Annotated in this window: 19 protein-coding genes; 18 read left to right on the top strand and 1 reads right to left on the bottom strand. The window is 47.2% G+C overall.

What is annotated here, in order from left to right; all coding sequences use genetic code 11:
* Positions 1 to 97: 97 nt before the first annotated feature.
* The 17 genes from HFE64_09455 (at position 98) to HFE64_09375 (ending at position 13,369) form a co-directional block, all read left to right on the top strand.
* Positions 98 to 445 (top strand): DNA-binding protein, encoded by a 348-nt coding sequence (locus tag HFE64_09455; protein MCI8633686.1) that lies wholly within the window; start codon positions 98 to 100, stop codon positions 443 to 445.
* A gap of 5 nt (positions 446 to 450) precedes the next feature.
* Positions 451 to 1,803: a signal recognition particle protein gene (gene ffh / locus HFE64_09450; GenBank protein ID MCI8633685.1), complete on the top strand. Its 1,353-nt coding sequence runs from the start codon at positions 451 to 453 to the stop codon at positions 1,801 to 1,803.
* A 71-nt stretch (positions 1,804 to 1,874) separates the two neighbouring features.
* Entirely contained in the window at positions 1,875 to 2,114 is a 240-nt protein-coding gene (gene rpsP / locus HFE64_09445; GenBank protein MCI8633684.1) for a 30S ribosomal protein S16, read from the top strand.
* Positions 2,115 to 2,133: 19 nt separating this feature from the next.
* Positions 2,134 to 2,364: a KH domain-containing protein gene (locus tag HFE64_09440; GenBank protein MCI8633683.1), complete on the top strand. Its 231-nt coding sequence runs from the start codon at positions 2,134 to 2,136 to the stop codon at positions 2,362 to 2,364.
* 83 nt (positions 2,365 to 2,447) lie between these two features.
* A complete protein-coding gene (rimM, locus tag HFE64_09435) occupies positions 2,448 to 2,969 on the top strand; it encodes a 16S rRNA processing protein RimM (GenBank protein MCI8633682.1) in 522 nt (173 codons plus the stop codon).
* Positions 2,969 to 3,733, top strand: coding sequence for a tRNA (guanosine(37)-N1)-methyltransferase TrmD (trmD, locus tag HFE64_09430; protein ID MCI8633681.1), 765 nt, complete (start codon positions 2,969 to 2,971; stop codon positions 3,731 to 3,733). The genes rimM and trmD overlap by 1 nt, the downstream gene beginning before the upstream one ends.
* A gap of 115 nt (positions 3,734 to 3,848) precedes the next feature.
* Positions 3,849 to 4,196, top strand: coding sequence for a 50S ribosomal protein L19 (rplS, locus tag HFE64_09425; protein ID MCI8633680.1), 348 nt, complete (start codon positions 3,849 to 3,851; stop codon positions 4,194 to 4,196).
* An 89-nt stretch (positions 4,197 to 4,285) separates the two neighbouring features.
* Complete coding sequence (lepB, locus tag HFE64_09420; protein MCI8633679.1) at positions 4,286 to 5,053, top strand: signal peptidase I; 768 nt, start codon at positions 4,286 to 4,288, stop codon at positions 5,051 to 5,053.
* Between the two features lie 82 nt (positions 5,054 to 5,135).
* Positions 5,136 to 5,648: a hypothetical protein gene (locus tag HFE64_09415; GenBank protein ID MCI8633678.1), complete on the top strand. Its 513-nt coding sequence runs from the start codon at positions 5,136 to 5,138 to the stop codon at positions 5,646 to 5,648.
* A gap of 45 nt (positions 5,649 to 5,693) precedes the next feature.
* A complete protein-coding gene (gene ylqF, locus HFE64_09410; protein MCI8633677.1) occupies positions 5,694 to 6,596 on the top strand; it encodes a ribosome biogenesis GTPase YlqF in 903 nt (300 codons plus the stop codon).
* Positions 6,517 to 7,227 carry a ribonuclease HII gene (locus HFE64_09405; protein ID MCI8633676.1) on the top strand — a complete coding sequence of 237 codons (711 nt, stop codon included), beginning with the start codon at positions 6,517 to 6,519 and terminating at the stop codon, positions 7,225 to 7,227. The genes ylqF and HFE64_09405 overlap by 80 nt, the downstream gene beginning before the upstream one ends.
* A complete protein-coding gene (locus HFE64_09400) occupies positions 7,211 to 7,585 on the top strand; it encodes a YraN family protein (protein MCI8633675.1) in 375 nt (124 codons plus the stop codon). The genes HFE64_09405 and HFE64_09400 overlap by 17 nt, the downstream gene beginning before the upstream one ends.
* On the top strand, positions 7,575 to 8,408 hold the full coding sequence (pgeF, locus tag HFE64_09395; GenBank protein MCI8633674.1) for a peptidoglycan editing factor PgeF: 834 nt from the start codon (positions 7,575 to 7,577) through the stop codon (positions 8,406 to 8,408). Before HFE64_09400 ends, pgeF begins: the two co-directional genes overlap by 11 nt.
* A gap of 10 nt (positions 8,409 to 8,418) precedes the next feature.
* Positions 8,419 to 9,738 carry a DUF512 domain-containing protein gene (locus tag HFE64_09390; protein ID MCI8633673.1) on the top strand — a complete coding sequence of 440 codons (1,320 nt, stop codon included), beginning with the start codon at positions 8,419 to 8,421 and terminating at the stop codon, positions 9,736 to 9,738.
* A complete protein-coding gene (locus HFE64_09385; GenBank protein MCI8633672.1) occupies positions 9,735 to 11,063 on the top strand; it encodes a ribosome biogenesis GTPase Der in 1,329 nt (442 codons plus the stop codon). Before HFE64_09390 ends, HFE64_09385 begins: the two co-directional genes overlap by 4 nt.
* Before the next feature lie 15 nt (positions 11,064 to 11,078).
* A complete protein-coding gene (gene plsY / locus HFE64_09380) occupies positions 11,079 to 11,723 on the top strand; it encodes a glycerol-3-phosphate 1-O-acyltransferase PlsY (protein ID MCI8633671.1) in 645 nt (214 codons plus the stop codon).
* Positions 11,720 to 13,369 carry a glutamate--tRNA ligase gene (locus HFE64_09375; GenBank protein MCI8633670.1) on the top strand — a complete coding sequence of 550 codons (1,650 nt, stop codon included), beginning with the start codon at positions 11,720 to 11,722 and terminating at the stop codon, positions 13,367 to 13,369. The genes plsY and HFE64_09375 overlap by 4 nt, the downstream gene beginning before the upstream one ends.
* Positions 13,370 to 13,429: 60 nt before the next feature.
* On the opposite strand, the gene spoIVA is transcribed toward HFE64_09375, so the two are convergent.
* On the bottom strand, positions 13,430 to 14,914 hold the full coding sequence (spoIVA, locus tag HFE64_09370) for a stage IV sporulation protein A (GenBank protein MCI8633669.1): 1,485 nt from the start codon (positions 14,912 to 14,914) through the stop codon (positions 13,430 to 13,432).
* 177 nt (positions 14,915 to 15,091) lie between these two features.
* Here spoIVA and HFE64_09365 point away from each other — a divergent pair, with 177 nt between their 5' ends.
* Positions 15,092 to 16,516: a hypothetical protein gene (locus HFE64_09365; protein MCI8633668.1), complete on the top strand. Its 1,425-nt coding sequence runs from the start codon at positions 15,092 to 15,094 to the stop codon at positions 16,514 to 16,516.
* The last annotated feature ends 26 nt before the right edge of the window (positions 16,517 to 16,542 follow it).

The raw sequence follows: 16,542 nt of genomic DNA, 5'->3' as shown, positions 1-16,542 counted from the left end.
TATTTTATAAAAAAGTAAAAAGCCCCCTTGACGCAGGGAGGCTTTTTTGTTATAATGTCCCGGTGTCAAGGTTTAGAGCTTGACACCGGGAGAACTTATGATCAACATGGATAAGCGATATGAACAGACATTATTGCTGGATTATTACGGTGAATTGCTGACAGAAAAACAAAGAGCCATTTGTCAGATGTATTTGCTCGAGGACTGGTCGCTGGGAGAAATTTCAGAAGAGCTAAATATCAGCCGCCAAGGAGTAAGTGATGCGCTGCATCGTGGGTTAGAGCTGCTGGAAAAGATGGAGAGGCAGCTCCATATGAGAGAAAAATTATTTAAAGTTTCAAAAGAAATAGAAAAGCTGGAGCAGCAGATCGAAGCAGAGGCGCCGAAGGAAGAGTGCCTGATGCAGCTGCAGAAACTAAAAAATGAAATTCAGATTAGGAGCTGACAGGCATGGCGTTTGAAAATTTGTCTGATAAGCTGCAAGGCGTTTTTAAGAAGCTGCGCGGTAAAGGCGTATTAACGGAAAAGGATTTGAAGGAGGCGCTGCGGGAGGTTAAGCTTGCGCTTCTGGAAGCCGATGTTAATTTTAAGGTTGTTAAGGAATTTATCAATAAGATTCAGGAACGGGCAATCGGCCAAGATGTGATGAAAAGCCTGACGCCGGGGCAGCAGGTTGTTAAGATCGTTAATGAAGAAATGATTGCCCTTATGGGCTCTGATGAGGAGTCAGCACTGCAGTATGGCAGCGTATCACCAACGGTTATGATGATGGTAGGCCTTCAGGGCGCCGGTAAGACCACGCTGGCTGCTAAGCTGGCGAAGATGCTGAAAAACAGAGGGAAAAAGCCCATGCTGGCGGCCTGCGATGTATACCGACCTGCAGCAATTAAACAGCTGCAGGTGTTGGGAGAACAAATCGATGTACCGGTATTTGAGATGGGAACGGAAACAAGTCCGGTCTTGATTGCGCAGAAGGCAATTGAAAAAGCGAGGGATATGGGCTGTAATTTAGTCCTGCTGGATACAGCGGGTCGTCTGCAGATCGATGAGGCCCTCATGGAAGAGCTTCAAACCATAAAAAATACGGTAAATCCTTCAGAGATATTGCTGGTAGTCGATGCAATGACGGGTCAGGAAGCGGTTAATGTTGCCAAAGGCTTTGATGAGCAGCTTTCCATTACCGGTGTAGCGCTGACTAAGCTGGACGGCGATACCCGAGGCGGTGCGGCGCTTTCGATCCGAGCAGTTACCGGAAAGCCAATCAAATTTTCCGGTGTTGGAGAAAAGCTGGATGATATTGAACCATTTCATTCAGAGCGGATGGCTTCTCGTATTTTAGGCATGGGCGATGTGCTGACCATGATTGAAAAAGCGCAGGAAGCGATCGATGAAGAGCAGGCCAAAGAGCTGACGCAGCGTGTAATGTCAAAGGATTTTAATTTAGAGGATTTTCTGACAAGCATGCAGCAGGTAAAAAAGATGGGAAGCATGAGTTCTCTTTTGGGAATGCTGCCGGGAATTGGCAGTAAGCTGAAGGATGTTGATATCGATGAAAGTGCGATCGGCAGAGTAGAGGCTCTCATTTATTCTATGACGCCGGAAGAACGGAGAAAGCCGCAGATTTTGAATGCGTCCCGCAAGCGGAGAATTGTGAAGGGATCGGGAACTACGATTCAGGAGCTGAACCGATTGCTGAAGCAGTTTGAGCAGTCAAAGGCGATGATGAAGCAGTTCAGTGGCAAAAAGGGAAAACGCAGAGGCCTGCTTTCAGGACTTGGCGGGAAAAATCCATTTGGATTCTAATGACAGGAAAATCCCAGTTGGAGGCTATGCTTTAAACTGGTTTTCATAAAATAGGTTGAGGAGGTGACAAAATGGTAAAGATGAGACTGAAAAGAATGGGCTCTAAAGGAGCACCCTTCTATAGAATTGTCATTGCAGATGCTCGCGCACCCAGAGATGGTCGTTTCGTTGAGGAGATCGGTTATTATGATCCCACAAAAGAGCCCAGCGTGATCAAAATTGATCAGGAGCTTGCAAGCAAGTGGCTTTCTCAAGGAGCACAGCCTACTGAGACTGTAAAGAAGCTTCTCAAGATCGCCGGCGTGCAGTAAGCGTCAGGAGGTAAAAACAGTGAAAAAGCTGGTTGAAATCATTGCAAAGTCCTTGGTTGACCATCCGGAACAAGTCCTTGTAAGTGAAGAGTTAAACGGCGATGAGCAAGTGATTACGCTTAAGGTTGCCCCTGAGGATATGGGAAAAGTGATTGGCAAGCAGGGCCGAATTGCGAAAGCAATCCGTACAGTCGTGAAAGCAGCTGCCATTAAGCAGGATGCAAAAGTTTCTGTAGAAATTATGCAGTAAGATAGAGGCAAATATGTGCTTTATCTTACCAATGGAGGGGAGTCAGTGAGGAGCTGGCTCCCCTCTGTACTGGGAGGTTAAAGATGAGTTCTTGGTTTCGGGTGGGCATAGTGAGTTCAGCGCATGGAATTAAAGGAGCCGTTAAGGTGTTTCCGACAACGGAGGATCCTCAGCGTTTTTTAGCGTTAAAATCGGTTCATTACAGCGCTACGGAGGAAGACAGGGATATCCAGCGGGAGCTGAGCATTGAAAGGGTACAGTTTTTTAAAAATCTTGTCATTTTAAGCTTTAAAGAAGTGAAGGACCGGAATGAGGCCGAAGCGATGCGGGGAGGCTGTCTGTGGATTTCGGATGAGGAAGCGCTTCCGCTGGCAGAAGATGAGTTTTATATTCGGGATTTCATGGGAGCTACGGTAAAGGAAGAGAGCGGAGAGCTGCTGGGAGAGGTAGAGGATATCTTATTCACTGGCAGCAATGAAGTGCTTTGCGTGCGGGAAACCAGCGGTAATGAGCTGCTCATTCCGGTGATCCATGAATGCATTGTATCGATGGATGCTGAAAAGAGTGAAATTATCGTCCATCTGTTAAAAGGGCTGCGTACATGATGAAATTTGTGGTATTAACATTATTTCCGGACATGATTAAGCAGGCGGTAGCGCATAGCGTGCTGGGGCGTGCCATCGAAAAAGGCCTGATTACGGTAGAAGCAGTTGATATCCGCGATTATGCCCATAATAAGCATAATACCGTGGATGATTATCCTTTTGGAGGAGGAGCGGGCATGGTGATGCAGGCCCCCCCCGTTTGGGAAGCCTGTGAAGATGTAAAACGCCGTTTTGTTTCGCCTGCGGCGCCTGTTATCTTTATGTCGCCGGCAGGAAAAACGCTGACGCAGCAGAGGGTGAGAAAGCTGGCGGAAAATGAGGAAATCATTCTGCTATGCGGGCATTATGAAGGGATTGACCAGCGGGTGCTGGATGAAATTGTGACGGATGAAATTTCAATTGGGGATTATGTGCTGACCGGAGGAGAGCTGCCGGCACTGGTTGTGATGGATGCGGTAGCCCGTATGGTAGACGGCGTTTTGGGAAATGAGGCCTCGGCTCAGGAGGAATCCTTTTCGGGAATGTGGCTGGAATATCCGCAGTATACCAGACCAAGAGAATTTCATGGGAAAGAGGTGCCGGAGGTACTGCTTTCCGGCCATCATGCCAATATTGAAAAATGGCGCATGGAACGGGCGATAGAGACCACGCTGGATAAGAGGCCGGATATGATATGCGAGGAAAAAATGGGCCCGCAGGAGAAAAAAATTTACAAGCAGGTTTTAGCAAAAAGAAGTTTACAAAAGGATGAGCCTGTGGTATAATCTGTATCTGTAGTGCTATGTGTTGGCACATTATGATTATCGGATGCTCCGCTGGTATGAAGCCCTGAAAAGGTGCATATATTATTGAGCTTCTCAGAAGGAAGGAGGTTGACTCATGAATCCTGATATTATTCGTCAGATTGAGAATGAGCAGCTGAAAGAAAATATCCCTCAGTTTGCAATCGGTGATACGATTCGTGTATACGCACGTATTAAAGAGGGAAACAGAGAGCGTGTTCAGATGTTTGAGGGTACTGTAGTGAAGCGTCAGAATGGCGGCATCCGCGAGAACTTTACGGTTCGTCGTGTTGCTTATGGCGTTGGTACTGAAAAAACATGGCCTTTACATTCTCCTGTCATCGAGAAAATCGAGGTAGTAAGAAAAGGTAAGGTTCGCAGAGCGAAATTGAATTACCTTCGTGACAGAGTCGGCAAGGCAGCAAAGGTTAAAGAAAAAATCTGATGCTGTATGCGATCTGTAAACAATGAGAAAAGAAAAAGGGACATAAAGTCCCTTTTTCTGCATTTACCAATCTGTAATGAGGAATTCTGATGGAGCAAAAAGATCAAAAAGGTCAGGAGAAAAATCTGTCTGAATTGATGGAGTTTGATTTTGACGATATATTAATGGATGATTTCCCGGGTGATAAAAGAGATCCCGCAGGCTATGAGCGTACGCATAAAGAAGAAACGCAAAAGGCATCTGATTCATCTCAAAACAAGAGACAGGAGCCTGCCCAGAAGAAGGCGCAGAGCAAAAAGGAAAAGAGAAAAAGGGGTCTCAAGATTACGTTTGATATCGCCACATGGATCAAGGATTTGCTGCTTGCGGTTTTAGTGATTTGGATCTTGACTACTTTTGTGGCCGAATCTGTAAAGGTGCCGGATGGATCCATGAATCCTACACTGCAGCAAAATGAACATGTTTTAATTTCTAAGCTAGTGTACCGGTTTAAAGAACCGGACAGAGGCGATATTTTGTTATTTGAATACGAAGCGGCGGGCGGAGAGAAGCAGGAAGCGATCAGCCGTGTGATTGGTGTGCCGGGCGATAAGATTGTGATTGATGAAACCGGTACGATTACGGTAAATGGGAAAGAGTTTATTACGTCATATTGTAACGGAAAGACGGCGTATATGCCAAATCAAATGATATACCCCTATACGGTGCCGAGTGATTTTTATTTTGTGCTGAGCGATAATCCCTCTGGCAAGACGGATAGCCGTTATCAGACAATAGGGGCAGTGTCAAAGTCTGATATTATTGGAAGGGTGTTTGTCTGTTGGTGGCCCAAAGAGGCCTGGAGGCCAATCGGATAGTCAAAAGGAGAGCAACGAAGGCTGCCGCAGTGATGCAGGCAGCCTTTTACCGTATGAATGTGAGAAAGGAACGGAGTTACAAATGCAAAAAATTCCCTGTCAGCTGATTGTTTGCGGACCGGCTGTGGGCAAAACCTATTTGGCAGAAAGCGACAGCCGGTTTGTGGATTTAGATGAAATGAAGGCGACCTATAAATATGGACTGCAGCATATGTCCCGCGAGGAAAAGGAAGCAGGGAAGATGCAGCGGGGCAGAGCAGTAAAAGAAGATTCTTTTTCTTATATTATCTGCCAGATTGAAAGACTGCTTAAAAATGGACAGATCGGTTTGCTTTCTTATAATGCAAAAATTCTATCTTATTTAAAAGAACAGGGGCTTGCCTATTGTATGGTGTATCCTGCCAAAGAGGCCCGGGATGAATATATAAAAAGAATGCAGGAAAGAGGAAATACCAAAGAATTCATTGTCGCCATGACGAATGAAGAGGCGTGGAATCAATTTTTCGTCCAGAATCAGAACGAAACAGAGGCGGCGTATAAAATAGAGCTTTCGGCCGGGCAGTATTTATCAGATATAAAGGACCGGTTTATCTAACCCCTTCTTAATGGAAAGAGAAGGACAGAAAGGAATAAAAAACTGATGGATCAAAATACGAAGAAAAATAATATCAACTGGTATCCGGGGCATATGACCAAAACGAAACGGATGATGGAAGAGAATATTAAATTAGTGGATGTGGTGGTAGAGGTGATTGATGCCCGTATTCCATATAGCAGTAAAAATCCGTATCTGAATGAATTGTGGCAGCGCCGTCCTCGCATTATTGCCATGAATAAGACAGATCTGGCAGACGAGAGTATGACCAGACAGTGGAAGGAATGGTATCAGAAGCAGGGATATGGCGTAGTCACCATGGACGCACTGCACGGAAAGGGCATTAAAGAAATCCCGATGATGGCGCTGGAGCTGTGCAAAGAAAAACGGCAGCGCGATGCAGCCAAGGGGTATCAAAATAAACCGATTCGGATGATGATCACGGGAATTCCCAATGTGGGCAAGTCTACGGTGATCAATCAGATCGTCGGACGCTCCGGGGCAGCTAAAACGGGCAATAAGCCAGGGGTGACCAAAGGCAAGCAGTGGCTCAAGCTGCGCGGCGATCTGGAGCTTCTCGATACGCCGGGGATTTTATGGCCCAAGTTTGAGGATCTGGAAACGGGATATAAAATTGCTTTTATTGGTTCCATCCGTGATGAGGTGCTGGATACGTATACGCTGGCCGTCAATCTGATCGAAGCGTTGAAACAGCGCTATCCGCAGGCGCTGATGCAGCGCTACAAGCTAAATGAACAGCAGCTGGCGCTAAGTGCAGAGCATTTGCTGGAAGAGATCGGGAAAAAGCGGGGGCACCTGCGCGCAGGAGGCATCATCGATGCAGAGCGCACGGCGGTGCTGGTTGTGGATGAATTTAGAGGTGGAAAGCTGGGCCGCCTTACATTGGAAAGTCCGGAGGAGGAAACACATGAGCAGACAGAGGATTGATCCGCAAGAAAAATACCGTCTTATGTCTGAATATGAAGAGAAGGCCAGGGCAAAAGGAATCAGCCGCATTGCGGGCATCGATGAAGCCGGCAGGGGGCCCTTAGCGGGGCCTGTGGTAGCCGCTGCGGTCATGCTGGACCCTGACAGACCGATATACGGAGTGGATGATTCTAAAAAACTGAGTGCTAAGCGCAGAGCGGAGCTTAAAATAGAGATTGAAGAAAAAGCAGTGGCCATTGGCGTGGGGATTGTGGATGTAGAGACGATCGATCGGATCAATATATTAGAAGCGACTAAGCTTGCGATGCAAAAGGCAGTTCAGGCGCTGACTGTAAAGCCGGAGCTTCTCTTGATCGATGCCGTCAAGCTTAAGGAGGTCAGCATTTTGCAGGAGGCCATTATTAAAGGAGATGCTCTGTCCGTGTCCATTGCGGCCGCCAGCATCATTGCCAAAGAAACAAGGGATGAAATGTTGCGCGCTTACGACGTGTTATATCCGGAATACGGCTTTGCCTCTCACAAAGGCTACGGTACGCAGCAGCACAGGGATGCCATTCGTCAGCTTGGTCCCCTGCCCATTCATCGCCGCAGCTTTTTGAAAAATATTTTACAAAATGAAAACAGCCAATGAAAAAGGGCTGCAGGCAGAGGCCCTGGCCGCTCGATATCTGGAGCATAAAGGCTACCAGATCCTGGCGCAGCGCTACCGGAGCCGGCAAGGCGAGATCGATCTGATCGCGCAGCAGCGGGAAACGCTGGTATTTGTCGAGGTCAAATACCGCAGCTGTTTGGCAAGCGGCAGACCGGTACTGGCGGTCGATCCGCGCAAACAGCGGCGGCTGTATCAAACGGCCCTGTTTTATCTGCGGCAAAGTCGCGAAATTGACAGAGCCTGCCGCTTTGATGTGCTTGAGCTCTGGCAGGAGGCCGGGCGCTGGAAAATCCATCATTATCATAATGCATTTGAAGGAGAAGGTAATGGAATTTAAAAGTGAGACGCTGCATATTCAGCGAAATGGAGCTGTGTATTATACAACCTTTCCCTCGTTCGATGAAACAGGCTTGGTGCGTCATTTGTATTCAACAAGGCGCGGCGGTGTGAGCCAAGGGGCTTTAGGACCCATGAATTTAGGCTTTGGCAGAGGGGACAACAAAGCGGCCGTGGTGGAAAATTTTCGCAGAATCAGCTATGTATCCGATATTTATGTGGGAGATATGGTTTTTTCTGATCAGGTTCATGGAGATCGAATTGTATATGTGGATCAGCAGGACCGGGGAAAAGGGATTTTTAAGCCTAAGGAGCTGGAAGGGGTGGACGGCTTGATTACAGATAAGCCTCAGGTTTGCTTAGTGACCTTTTATGCGGACTGCGTACCCCTGTTTTTTTTGGATCCTGTGAAAAAGGTGATTGGGCTGGCGCATGCCGGCTGGCGAGGAACCGTGCTGGAGATTGGAAAGAAGATGGTACAGCGCATGGAAAAGGAATTTGCGTGCCGTCCGCAAGACATGCTTGCGGGAATCGGCCCTTCCATTGGACCCTGCTGCTTTGAAGTGGGCAGTGACGTGGAGAAAGAGTTTGCATCAGCGTTTCCCGCCTGGCGGGCGGAAATCATACGTCCGGCAGAGCAAGAGGGAAAAAGCTATGTGGATCTGTGGAAAACGAATGCTTTGATCTTAGAGGAGGCCGGACTTCAGAAGGAGCATATCACAGTGACGGATCTATGTACTAAATGTCATGCGCAGTATTTCCATTCTCACCGCAGAATGGGCAATGAGCGCGGCACACAGGCAGCATTTTTGGAGCTGATATAGGAGAGAGCGGATGCAGCAGAAGATAAAGGACGTACAGCCGGGGAGCATTGGAGAAGAGCTGGGGCTTGAGGCAGGAGATATCCTGCTTTCGATTGACGACCAGCCGGTGGAGGATGTGCTGGATTATTATTATCTGATGGACAGTGAATATATTACGCTGCAGATTTTGACAAAGGATGGGGAAACAGCGCAGTGTGAGGTTGAAAAGGATGAGGATGAGGATCTGGGACTGATTTTTGAGGATCAGTTCATGGGCACATATCAGCACTGTCATAATCACTGTATTTTTTGTTTTATTGATCAGCTGCCGAAGGGAATGCGGGATACGCTTTATTTTAAAGATGATGATGCGCGATTGTCATTTTTAAATGGCAATTATATCACGATGACGAATATGCAGGAGGCAGATTTTGAAAAAATTATCCGCTATCAGATGTCTCCGATCAACGTCTCGGTGCATACGACGGATCCGCAGCTGCGCGTGGCTATGCTGCGTAATCCCAGAGCATCAGAAATTATGGAGCGTCTTCGCCGTTTGGCGCAGGCGGGGATTACGTTAAACGGGCAGATTGTGCTTTGTAAAGGGGTTAACGATGGCAAAGCGCTGGACCGCACCATCCGCGAGCTGAGCAGCCTGAGGCCGCAGATGCAGAGCGTGAGCATCGTGCCGGTGGGGCTGAGCCGGCACCGGGAGGGTTTATATCCTCTGGAGGCTTTTGATGCGGAGGACTGCGCGAGAATCATCGATCAGGTGGAGCCGTATCAGCAGCAATTTTTTGCCGAGGACGGCATGCACTTTATTCATTTGTCAGATGAGTTCTATATTCAGGCGGGCCGTGAGCTGCCGGAAGAAGAGCGCTATGACGGATATCTGCAGATTGAAAACGGCGTTGGCATGATGAGGCTTTTTGTCGATGAGGCTATGGAAGCGATCGAAGCGCTGGATCCGCAGGCAGCGTATGAGGCGGAGCTGAGCTTAGTAACGGCGCCGAGTGCTAGCGGATATATCCGGCAGCTATGTCAGCGTTTAGAGGAGCGCTATCCGAAGCTGCATATACGGGTGCATGTGATCGTGAATCATTTCTTCGGCGAGCACATTACAGTGACAGGTCTGCTGACAGGGCAGGATATCTGCGCGCAGCTAAAAGGGCAGGAGCTGGGGGAAAGGCTGCTTTTGCCTGAAAATCTGCTGCGCTCCGGCGAAGAGGTGCTGCTGGATGACATGACCTTGACGGAGCTGGAAAATACTTTACAGATTCCGATATCTATAGTAAAATCTTCTGGAAGTGATTTGATTCATTCGATGATAGAAAGGGGACGAGGGCAATGAAACCGATTTTGGCGATTGTAGGACGGCCCAATGTGGGAAAGTCGACATTGTTTAACCGTCTGGCCGGGGAAAAGGTCTCCATTGTAAAGGACACACCGGGCGTAACCAGAGACCGGATCTATGCGGAGGCAGACTGGCTGGGGCATAGCTTTACGATGATTGATACCGGTGGTATCGAGCCTAAAACCGATGATCTTCTTTTAAAATATATGAGAGAACAGGCGCAGATGGCCATAGAGATGGCGGACGTGATTTTATTTCTCGTGGATGCAAAGGCCGGAATGACGGATGCAGACAGCGAGGTAAGCAACATGCTGCGCCGCGCTAAAAAGCCGGTGGTACTGGCGGTCAATAAGCTGGATAACATGAACGATCTTACGCCGGTGTATGAGTTTTATGGATTAGGCCTAGGGGATCCACAGCCGATTTCGGCGGAACAGGGGCTTGGTATGGGAGATATGCTGGATGAGGTGATCAAGCATTTTCCTCAGCAGACGGATGCCGAGGACGAGGAAGAGGTCCTGCATGTAGCCGTTATCGGAAAGCCCAATACAGGAAAATCCTCTTTGATCAATAAACTGCTGGGTGAAAACAGAGTGATCGTCAGCGATATAGCGGGCACGACGCGGGATGCAATTGACACGCGGGTGGAGTACAAAGGCAAGCCCTATATATTTATTGATACGGCAGGCATCCGCCGCCATAATAGGGTAAAAGAAGAATTGGAGCGTTTTTCAGTGGTGCGCTCTGTAGCGGCGGTGGAGCGCTGCGATGTGGCTATTTTGATGATCGATGCCGTTGAAGGGATTACGGAGCAGGATGCCAAAATTGCAGGCATTGCCCATGAAAAGGGCAAAGGAATCATCGTAGCTGTGAATAAATGGGATGCCATCGAGAAAGATGACAAAACCATTTATGAATACCAAAAGGACATTGATACAGTGCTCAGCTTTATGCCTTATGCGCAGAAAATTTTCATTTCCGCTAAGACAGGACAGCGCATCGAAAAAATCTTTGAAACAGTGGATCTGGTTGCAGAAAATCATGCGATGAGGATTGCGACAGGCGTATTAAACGATGTGCTGTATGACGCCACCTCTATGAATCAGCCTCCGTCTGATAAAGGAAAGCGGCTTAAAATCTTTTATATGACGCAGATCGGAACCAAGCCGCCTACCTTTGTACTGTTTGTCAATAATGCGGAGCTAATGCATTATTCTTATAGGCGGTATTTAGAAAACTGCCTAAGAAATTCATTTGGATTTAAAGGAACGCCGATAAAGTTTATTATCCGGGAAAGAGGCGTTTTAAATGAAAGATTTTAGGATGGTGCGATAGAGATGGAAAGACTTTTGTGTATCGGAATCGGATATCTGTGCGGATGCCTGCAGTTTGCCTATATTTTGGGCAAACTGATAAAAGGAGTGGACATTCGGCAATACGGCAGTGGCAATGCAGGAACTACCAATGCAATTCGCGTGCTGGGAACCAAGATTGGAATTGCGACGCTGGCTCTGGATATTTTAAAGGCCGTGCTGGCCTTGGTCATCATAGCGCTGCTTTGGGGATATGATCAAAAGTATTTGCTGCTCTGGGGAGGCGTAGGCGTTGTACTGGGGCATAACTATCCTTTTTATATGCAGTTCAGAGGCGGCAAGGGAGTAGCGGCCACCATAGGCATTTTTCTGGCCGCCGATATCCGCCTTTTGCTGATTGCAGGCATTCCTGCGCTTATCTTGCTGGCCGTTACTAAGTATATGTCGCTGGCTTCACTGACATATATGCTTCTGCTGGTGATTACTGCCGCCTTTTTCTACATCAAAGAGCCGCAGGGAATCGAAGTGCTGATTTTAGTAGCCTGTCTGGCAGTGTCCGGCTTTTGGCGGCATAGAGCCAATATCAAACGGCTTGTGCACGGGCAGGAGGTTAAGATGGGACAAAAGGTAAAAATCGATCAGAAGGACAAAGAGGAGAAATCAAAATGAATCAGGAGCAATTGGCGGAGCTTTTATTTCCGCATATTCATTTAACACCAGCCGATATAGAGAAGCGCTATCCCAAAAGAGAGCTGCCAGAAGGCGCAAAAGTAACGCGCATAGCGCCAAGCCCGACCGGGTTTATGCATTTGGGCAATCTATACGGTGCGGTAACAGACGAGCGTTTGGCGCATCAGAGCGGAGGCGTTTTTTATCTGAGAATTGAAGATACGGATCAAAAGCGGCTGGTAGAAAATGGCGTAGAGACGATTTTATCTGTATTTAGCCGTTTTGGACTCCAGTTTGATGAGGGAGCCTCGCTGGAAGGGGATAAGGGAAGCTACGGGCCCTATCATCAAAGCCGCCGCAGTGAAATCTATCAGACATATGTAAAGGATATGGTCGCCAAAGGAATCGCCTATCCCTGTTTCTGTACGGAAGAAGAGCTTGGAGAAATGCGCAGGAGCCAAGAAGAGAAAAAAGAGAATTTTGGATATTACGGCGCCTATGCAAAATGCAGAAATCTGACCATGGAGGAGATCCGGGCCAAGCTGGAGGCAAAAATCCCCTATGTGATCCGGTATCGCTCTGAAGGATCTATAGAGCATAAGGTGCATCATACAGATCTAGCAAAGGGCAAAATCGAAGTCACGGAGAATGACCAGGATGTCGTGATCCTAAAATCAGACGGACTTCCGACGTATCATTTTGCGCATGTAGTGGATGATCACCTGATGGGAACAACGCATGTTGTGCGCGGCGAGGAGTGGCTGGCTACGCTGCCGATCCATCTGCAGCTTTTTGATGCCATGGGCTGGAGGAGGCCTAAATATATTCATACGGCCCAGCTGATGAAACAGGAAGGCTCCTCAAAACGCAAATTGTCAAAACGAAAGGATCCGGAATTTGCTCTGGACTATTATTTCCAGACAGGCGTGCCGATTCCGGCCATTATGGAATATATCATGACGCTGCTGAATTCTAATTTTGAGGAGTGGCGTTTGGCAAATCCGATGGCTGATTTGGATGAATTCAAATTTACCACCAATAAAATGGGAAGCTCAGGCGCACTGTTTGATCTGGATAAAATGAATGATATCTGTAAAAACGTCGTATCGCGTATGACGGCAGAGCAGGTTTATGAAGCCGTCAAGGAATGGACGGCAGAATATGATCCCGATTTTCATGCGCTGATCACACGGGATGAAGCTTATACAAAAGCCATCCTGTCCATTGGCAGAGGCGGCAAGAAGCCACGCAAGGATTTTGCGCGGTGGAGTGAGGTGAAGGCATATGTCAGCTTCTTCTTTGAGGAGCTTTTTGAGCCGGATTATGCGCAGATGCCTGCGCAGCTTTCTCGTGATACGATTACTCAGATTTTAAAGGATTATGCAGCGGCATATGATGAAACGCAGGACAGCACCGCTTGGTTCGAGACGTTAAAGGAATTATGCCCGCGGTATGGCTTTACATCTGATATGAAGGCATATCGTAAAGATCCCTCCGGCTATACCGGAAGTGTGAGCGATCTATCCATGGTACTCCGGGTAGCCATATGCGGACGCAGCCAGGCGCCGGACCTGCATACGGTGATGCAGATTTTAGGAAAAGAAAGAGTGCTGGCCCGGTTGGATCAGGCTGCGCAGGATTGCTAAATTAAATATTAAAAAGACCTTTGGAAACGACAGCTGTATGTTTTCCAAAGGTCTTTTTGATTATAAAATAATACAGATTAGACCGCCTCGCCCTTCATTGATAATGCGCTCCAGCGTATGCTGCAGCTTCATCTGAGCATCATCCGGCATTTTGACAAGCTTATTTTGCAGGCCCTCATGCACGAGATCAAAAAGCGATTTGCCAAAGATCTCAGAATCCCAGACCTGTTCGGGCGCCTTTTCCATCTCAGCCTTTAGATAGGCTACAAAATCCTCACTTTGCTGCTGGGTGCCGACAAAGGGGTTGATTTCTGTTTCTACATCCGTACGAATGAGGTGAATAGAGGGAGCTTTGGCCTTGATCTTTACGCCAAATTTGCTGCCCTGACGAACGATGGCCGGAGAATCCAGATTCAGTTCATCCATTAAGGGATCTACAATCCCATAGCCACGGTTCATCGCCTCTGTATAAGCAGTTTTCAGTTTGTCATAGTGTTTTTTGGCCACCGAAAGATCCTGAATGAGGGTGAAAAGCTCTTTATCATCGGCAATGGAGAGACCGGTACTTTCACTTAATACCTGATAAAAGAGGCCGTCCTCCATCATGACCTGCAGGCGGACGCGGCCGCTGCCAAGAGAGAGCTGCTCTAAATGAACCTTTTTAACAAATTCACAGGCTTCTAATGTTTGGATAAATTCATGCACCTGACGCAGCTTCATGAAGACAGTCTCCTCTTGCCGCAGCAGATGAAGAAGCGCCTGTTTGATAAAATGCTGAGTCGGCAGAGTTTCCATCCAGTGAGGCAGATACAGCTGAAGCTCATGGATGGGAAATTCTTCTAATAAAGCGTGAATAATATTTTGCACATCCTCTAAACGAAGCTGCTGATTGTTGACAGGAATGACAGGCACATCATAGCTTTCGGTAAGCTGCTGGCAGAGGAGGGCTGTTTCTTCGCTTCGGGGCCGGTTGGTATTCATTACAACAATAAAGGGCTTTCCGAGAGCCTTCAATTCGCGGATGACACGCTGCTCAGCCTCTACATAATTTTCTCTTTCCAGATCAGTTACCGATCCGTCAGTAGTGACAACAAGGCCAATCGTGCTATGTTCGGAAATGACCTTATGGGTTCCCATTTCAGCTGCCTGTGTAAAGGGCATTTCCTGAGAAGACCAAGGAGTTTTGACCATACGCGGCTGTCCGTCCTCGCTGGTGCCTAGGGCGCCGGGGATGAGATAGCCGACACAATCGATCATTTTAGCCTTGAAATGTACATGATCTGGTTCTAGGTTTACCTCTACTGCTTCTTTAGGAATGAATTTGGGCTCTGTGGTCATAATCGTTTTGCCATTGCTGCTTTGGGGCAGCTCGTCGATTGTACGCTGGCGTTCATTTTCATCGGCTATGCCGGGAAGAATGAGAAGCTCCATAAAGCTTTTGATGAAGGTGGATTTTCCACTGCGCACCGGGCCGACGACTCCAATGTAAATGTCGCCTCCCGTACGGGCTGAAATATCCTGATATAAGTTGAAAGTATCTGTCATAATGGATTCCGTCCTTTCCAAATTTGAATCATAAGGAGTATGCGATGAATGGTACAGCATATGAAGGAGGGGGCTTTTTTAGTACAGATTTAGGGAAAAGCTTGAAAGAAAGTGACTTGTATGGTAAAATAACTGCGTTATATTTGTGTCAGTACAAAACGGGAAGGAAGAGCAGTTTTGCCAGATTATAGACAGACTCAATCATCGGGTCAAGGAAATACCAGGCCGAGGTCCGGCACTGGGCAGAAAAAGTCAAAGGTGCATTTCACATACTTCATTGCATTATTTGTAATGATTTATTTGGTTGCACAATTTGTTATTTTTTTAAGCCGCGACACTCTAAATTATGTAGTGGCGAAGCAGGGAGAAATTGTGGAGACATTCTCCGCGCAGGGGGTTGTCATCAGAGAGGAACAGCTGGTGAAGGCCACGGCGGACGGAATTGTACAGTATTATCATCCCGGCGGAAAGGAGCTTCAGAAGGGCTCTTTAGTATGCACGCTGATGGATGATTATTATGGAGATATTTTAGAGGAAAAGATCAGTGAGATATATTCTCAGATTCAGGAGGCTGACAGCGGCGAATATGAAGAAGCCTTTAATTCGCTTGATAATAGTATCAGCAGCGCGATTGCTTCTTATTTAAGAAATAAGACAGAGAATGATTATGCGGCTATGTACCGGCTGAAGGAAAATCTGGAGGATGCAGTATCTAAACGCAAGGACATGTATTCCCTGATGAGCAATACAAAGGTTGCCGCTCTGCTGTCGCAGCAGGGGATTTATTTGAATGAACAGAGCTCTGTGCTCAGCAATCTGTACCTGTCGGATGCGGGCGTAATTGACTATTCTTATGATGGCTATGAGGGCTGGACGGTCGATCAAATTGGGGCGGATTTTATCAATCAGTATAATGGAGCGTATTCTTATTTTGAGATCAATATGCAGAAGATTACGTCCGGAACACCGCTCTATCGCCTGATTTCTTCTCCGGTCTGGAATATTGTGATCTATATCACAGAGGAGCAGGCGCAGTATTTTTCAGGAGAATATTCAGTTTCTTTTGTATATAACAGTACGGAAAAAATGACAGGGATCATTCAAAGTCTGGAGCAGGTTGGCGACAATCAGTACAAATTGGTCTTAAAGCTAAACAGTAAAGTGCAGGAGTTTATGAACGACCGGATAGCAAATTTGGTCTTTACTAAAAACAGCCGGCGCGGCATTAAAATATCGGATAGCTGTATTGTGCAGCAGAGCTATTATTGCGTGCCGGCAGCATATATTGTCAGTAGCGGAAATGACCAGGGGGTGCTGGCCGTAGAAGGCAGCGGAGTCAGCTTCAAAAAGCTTACCGTAGCAGCTGTGGTAGATGGAAAAGCTTATATAGAGCTAGGAGAGTCTGTGCAGGCGGGAACTGTCATTCAGGCAGAAAATTCTACGGATACGACTACAATCAGCGAAATCGAGCAGGTAGAGGGCGTTTATGTAGTCAACGGAGGCTATGAACAATTCCAGATTATTAAAAAAATTTATCAGGCACAGGGATATGCGATTGTAGAAGGGATCAGTTTATACGATCGGATTAAGATCAACAGCTGATATTTTATAGCAGAGCGGAGGTATGT

The sequence above is a fragment of the Lachnospiraceae bacterium genome (assembly GCA_022794035.1).
Taxonomy (GTDB): Bacteria; Bacillota; Clostridia; order Lachnospirales; family Bianqueaceae; genus CALWPV01.
Note: the sequence above shows the minus strand (reverse complement) of the source record. Positions and strands in the feature narration are given on the sequence as shown.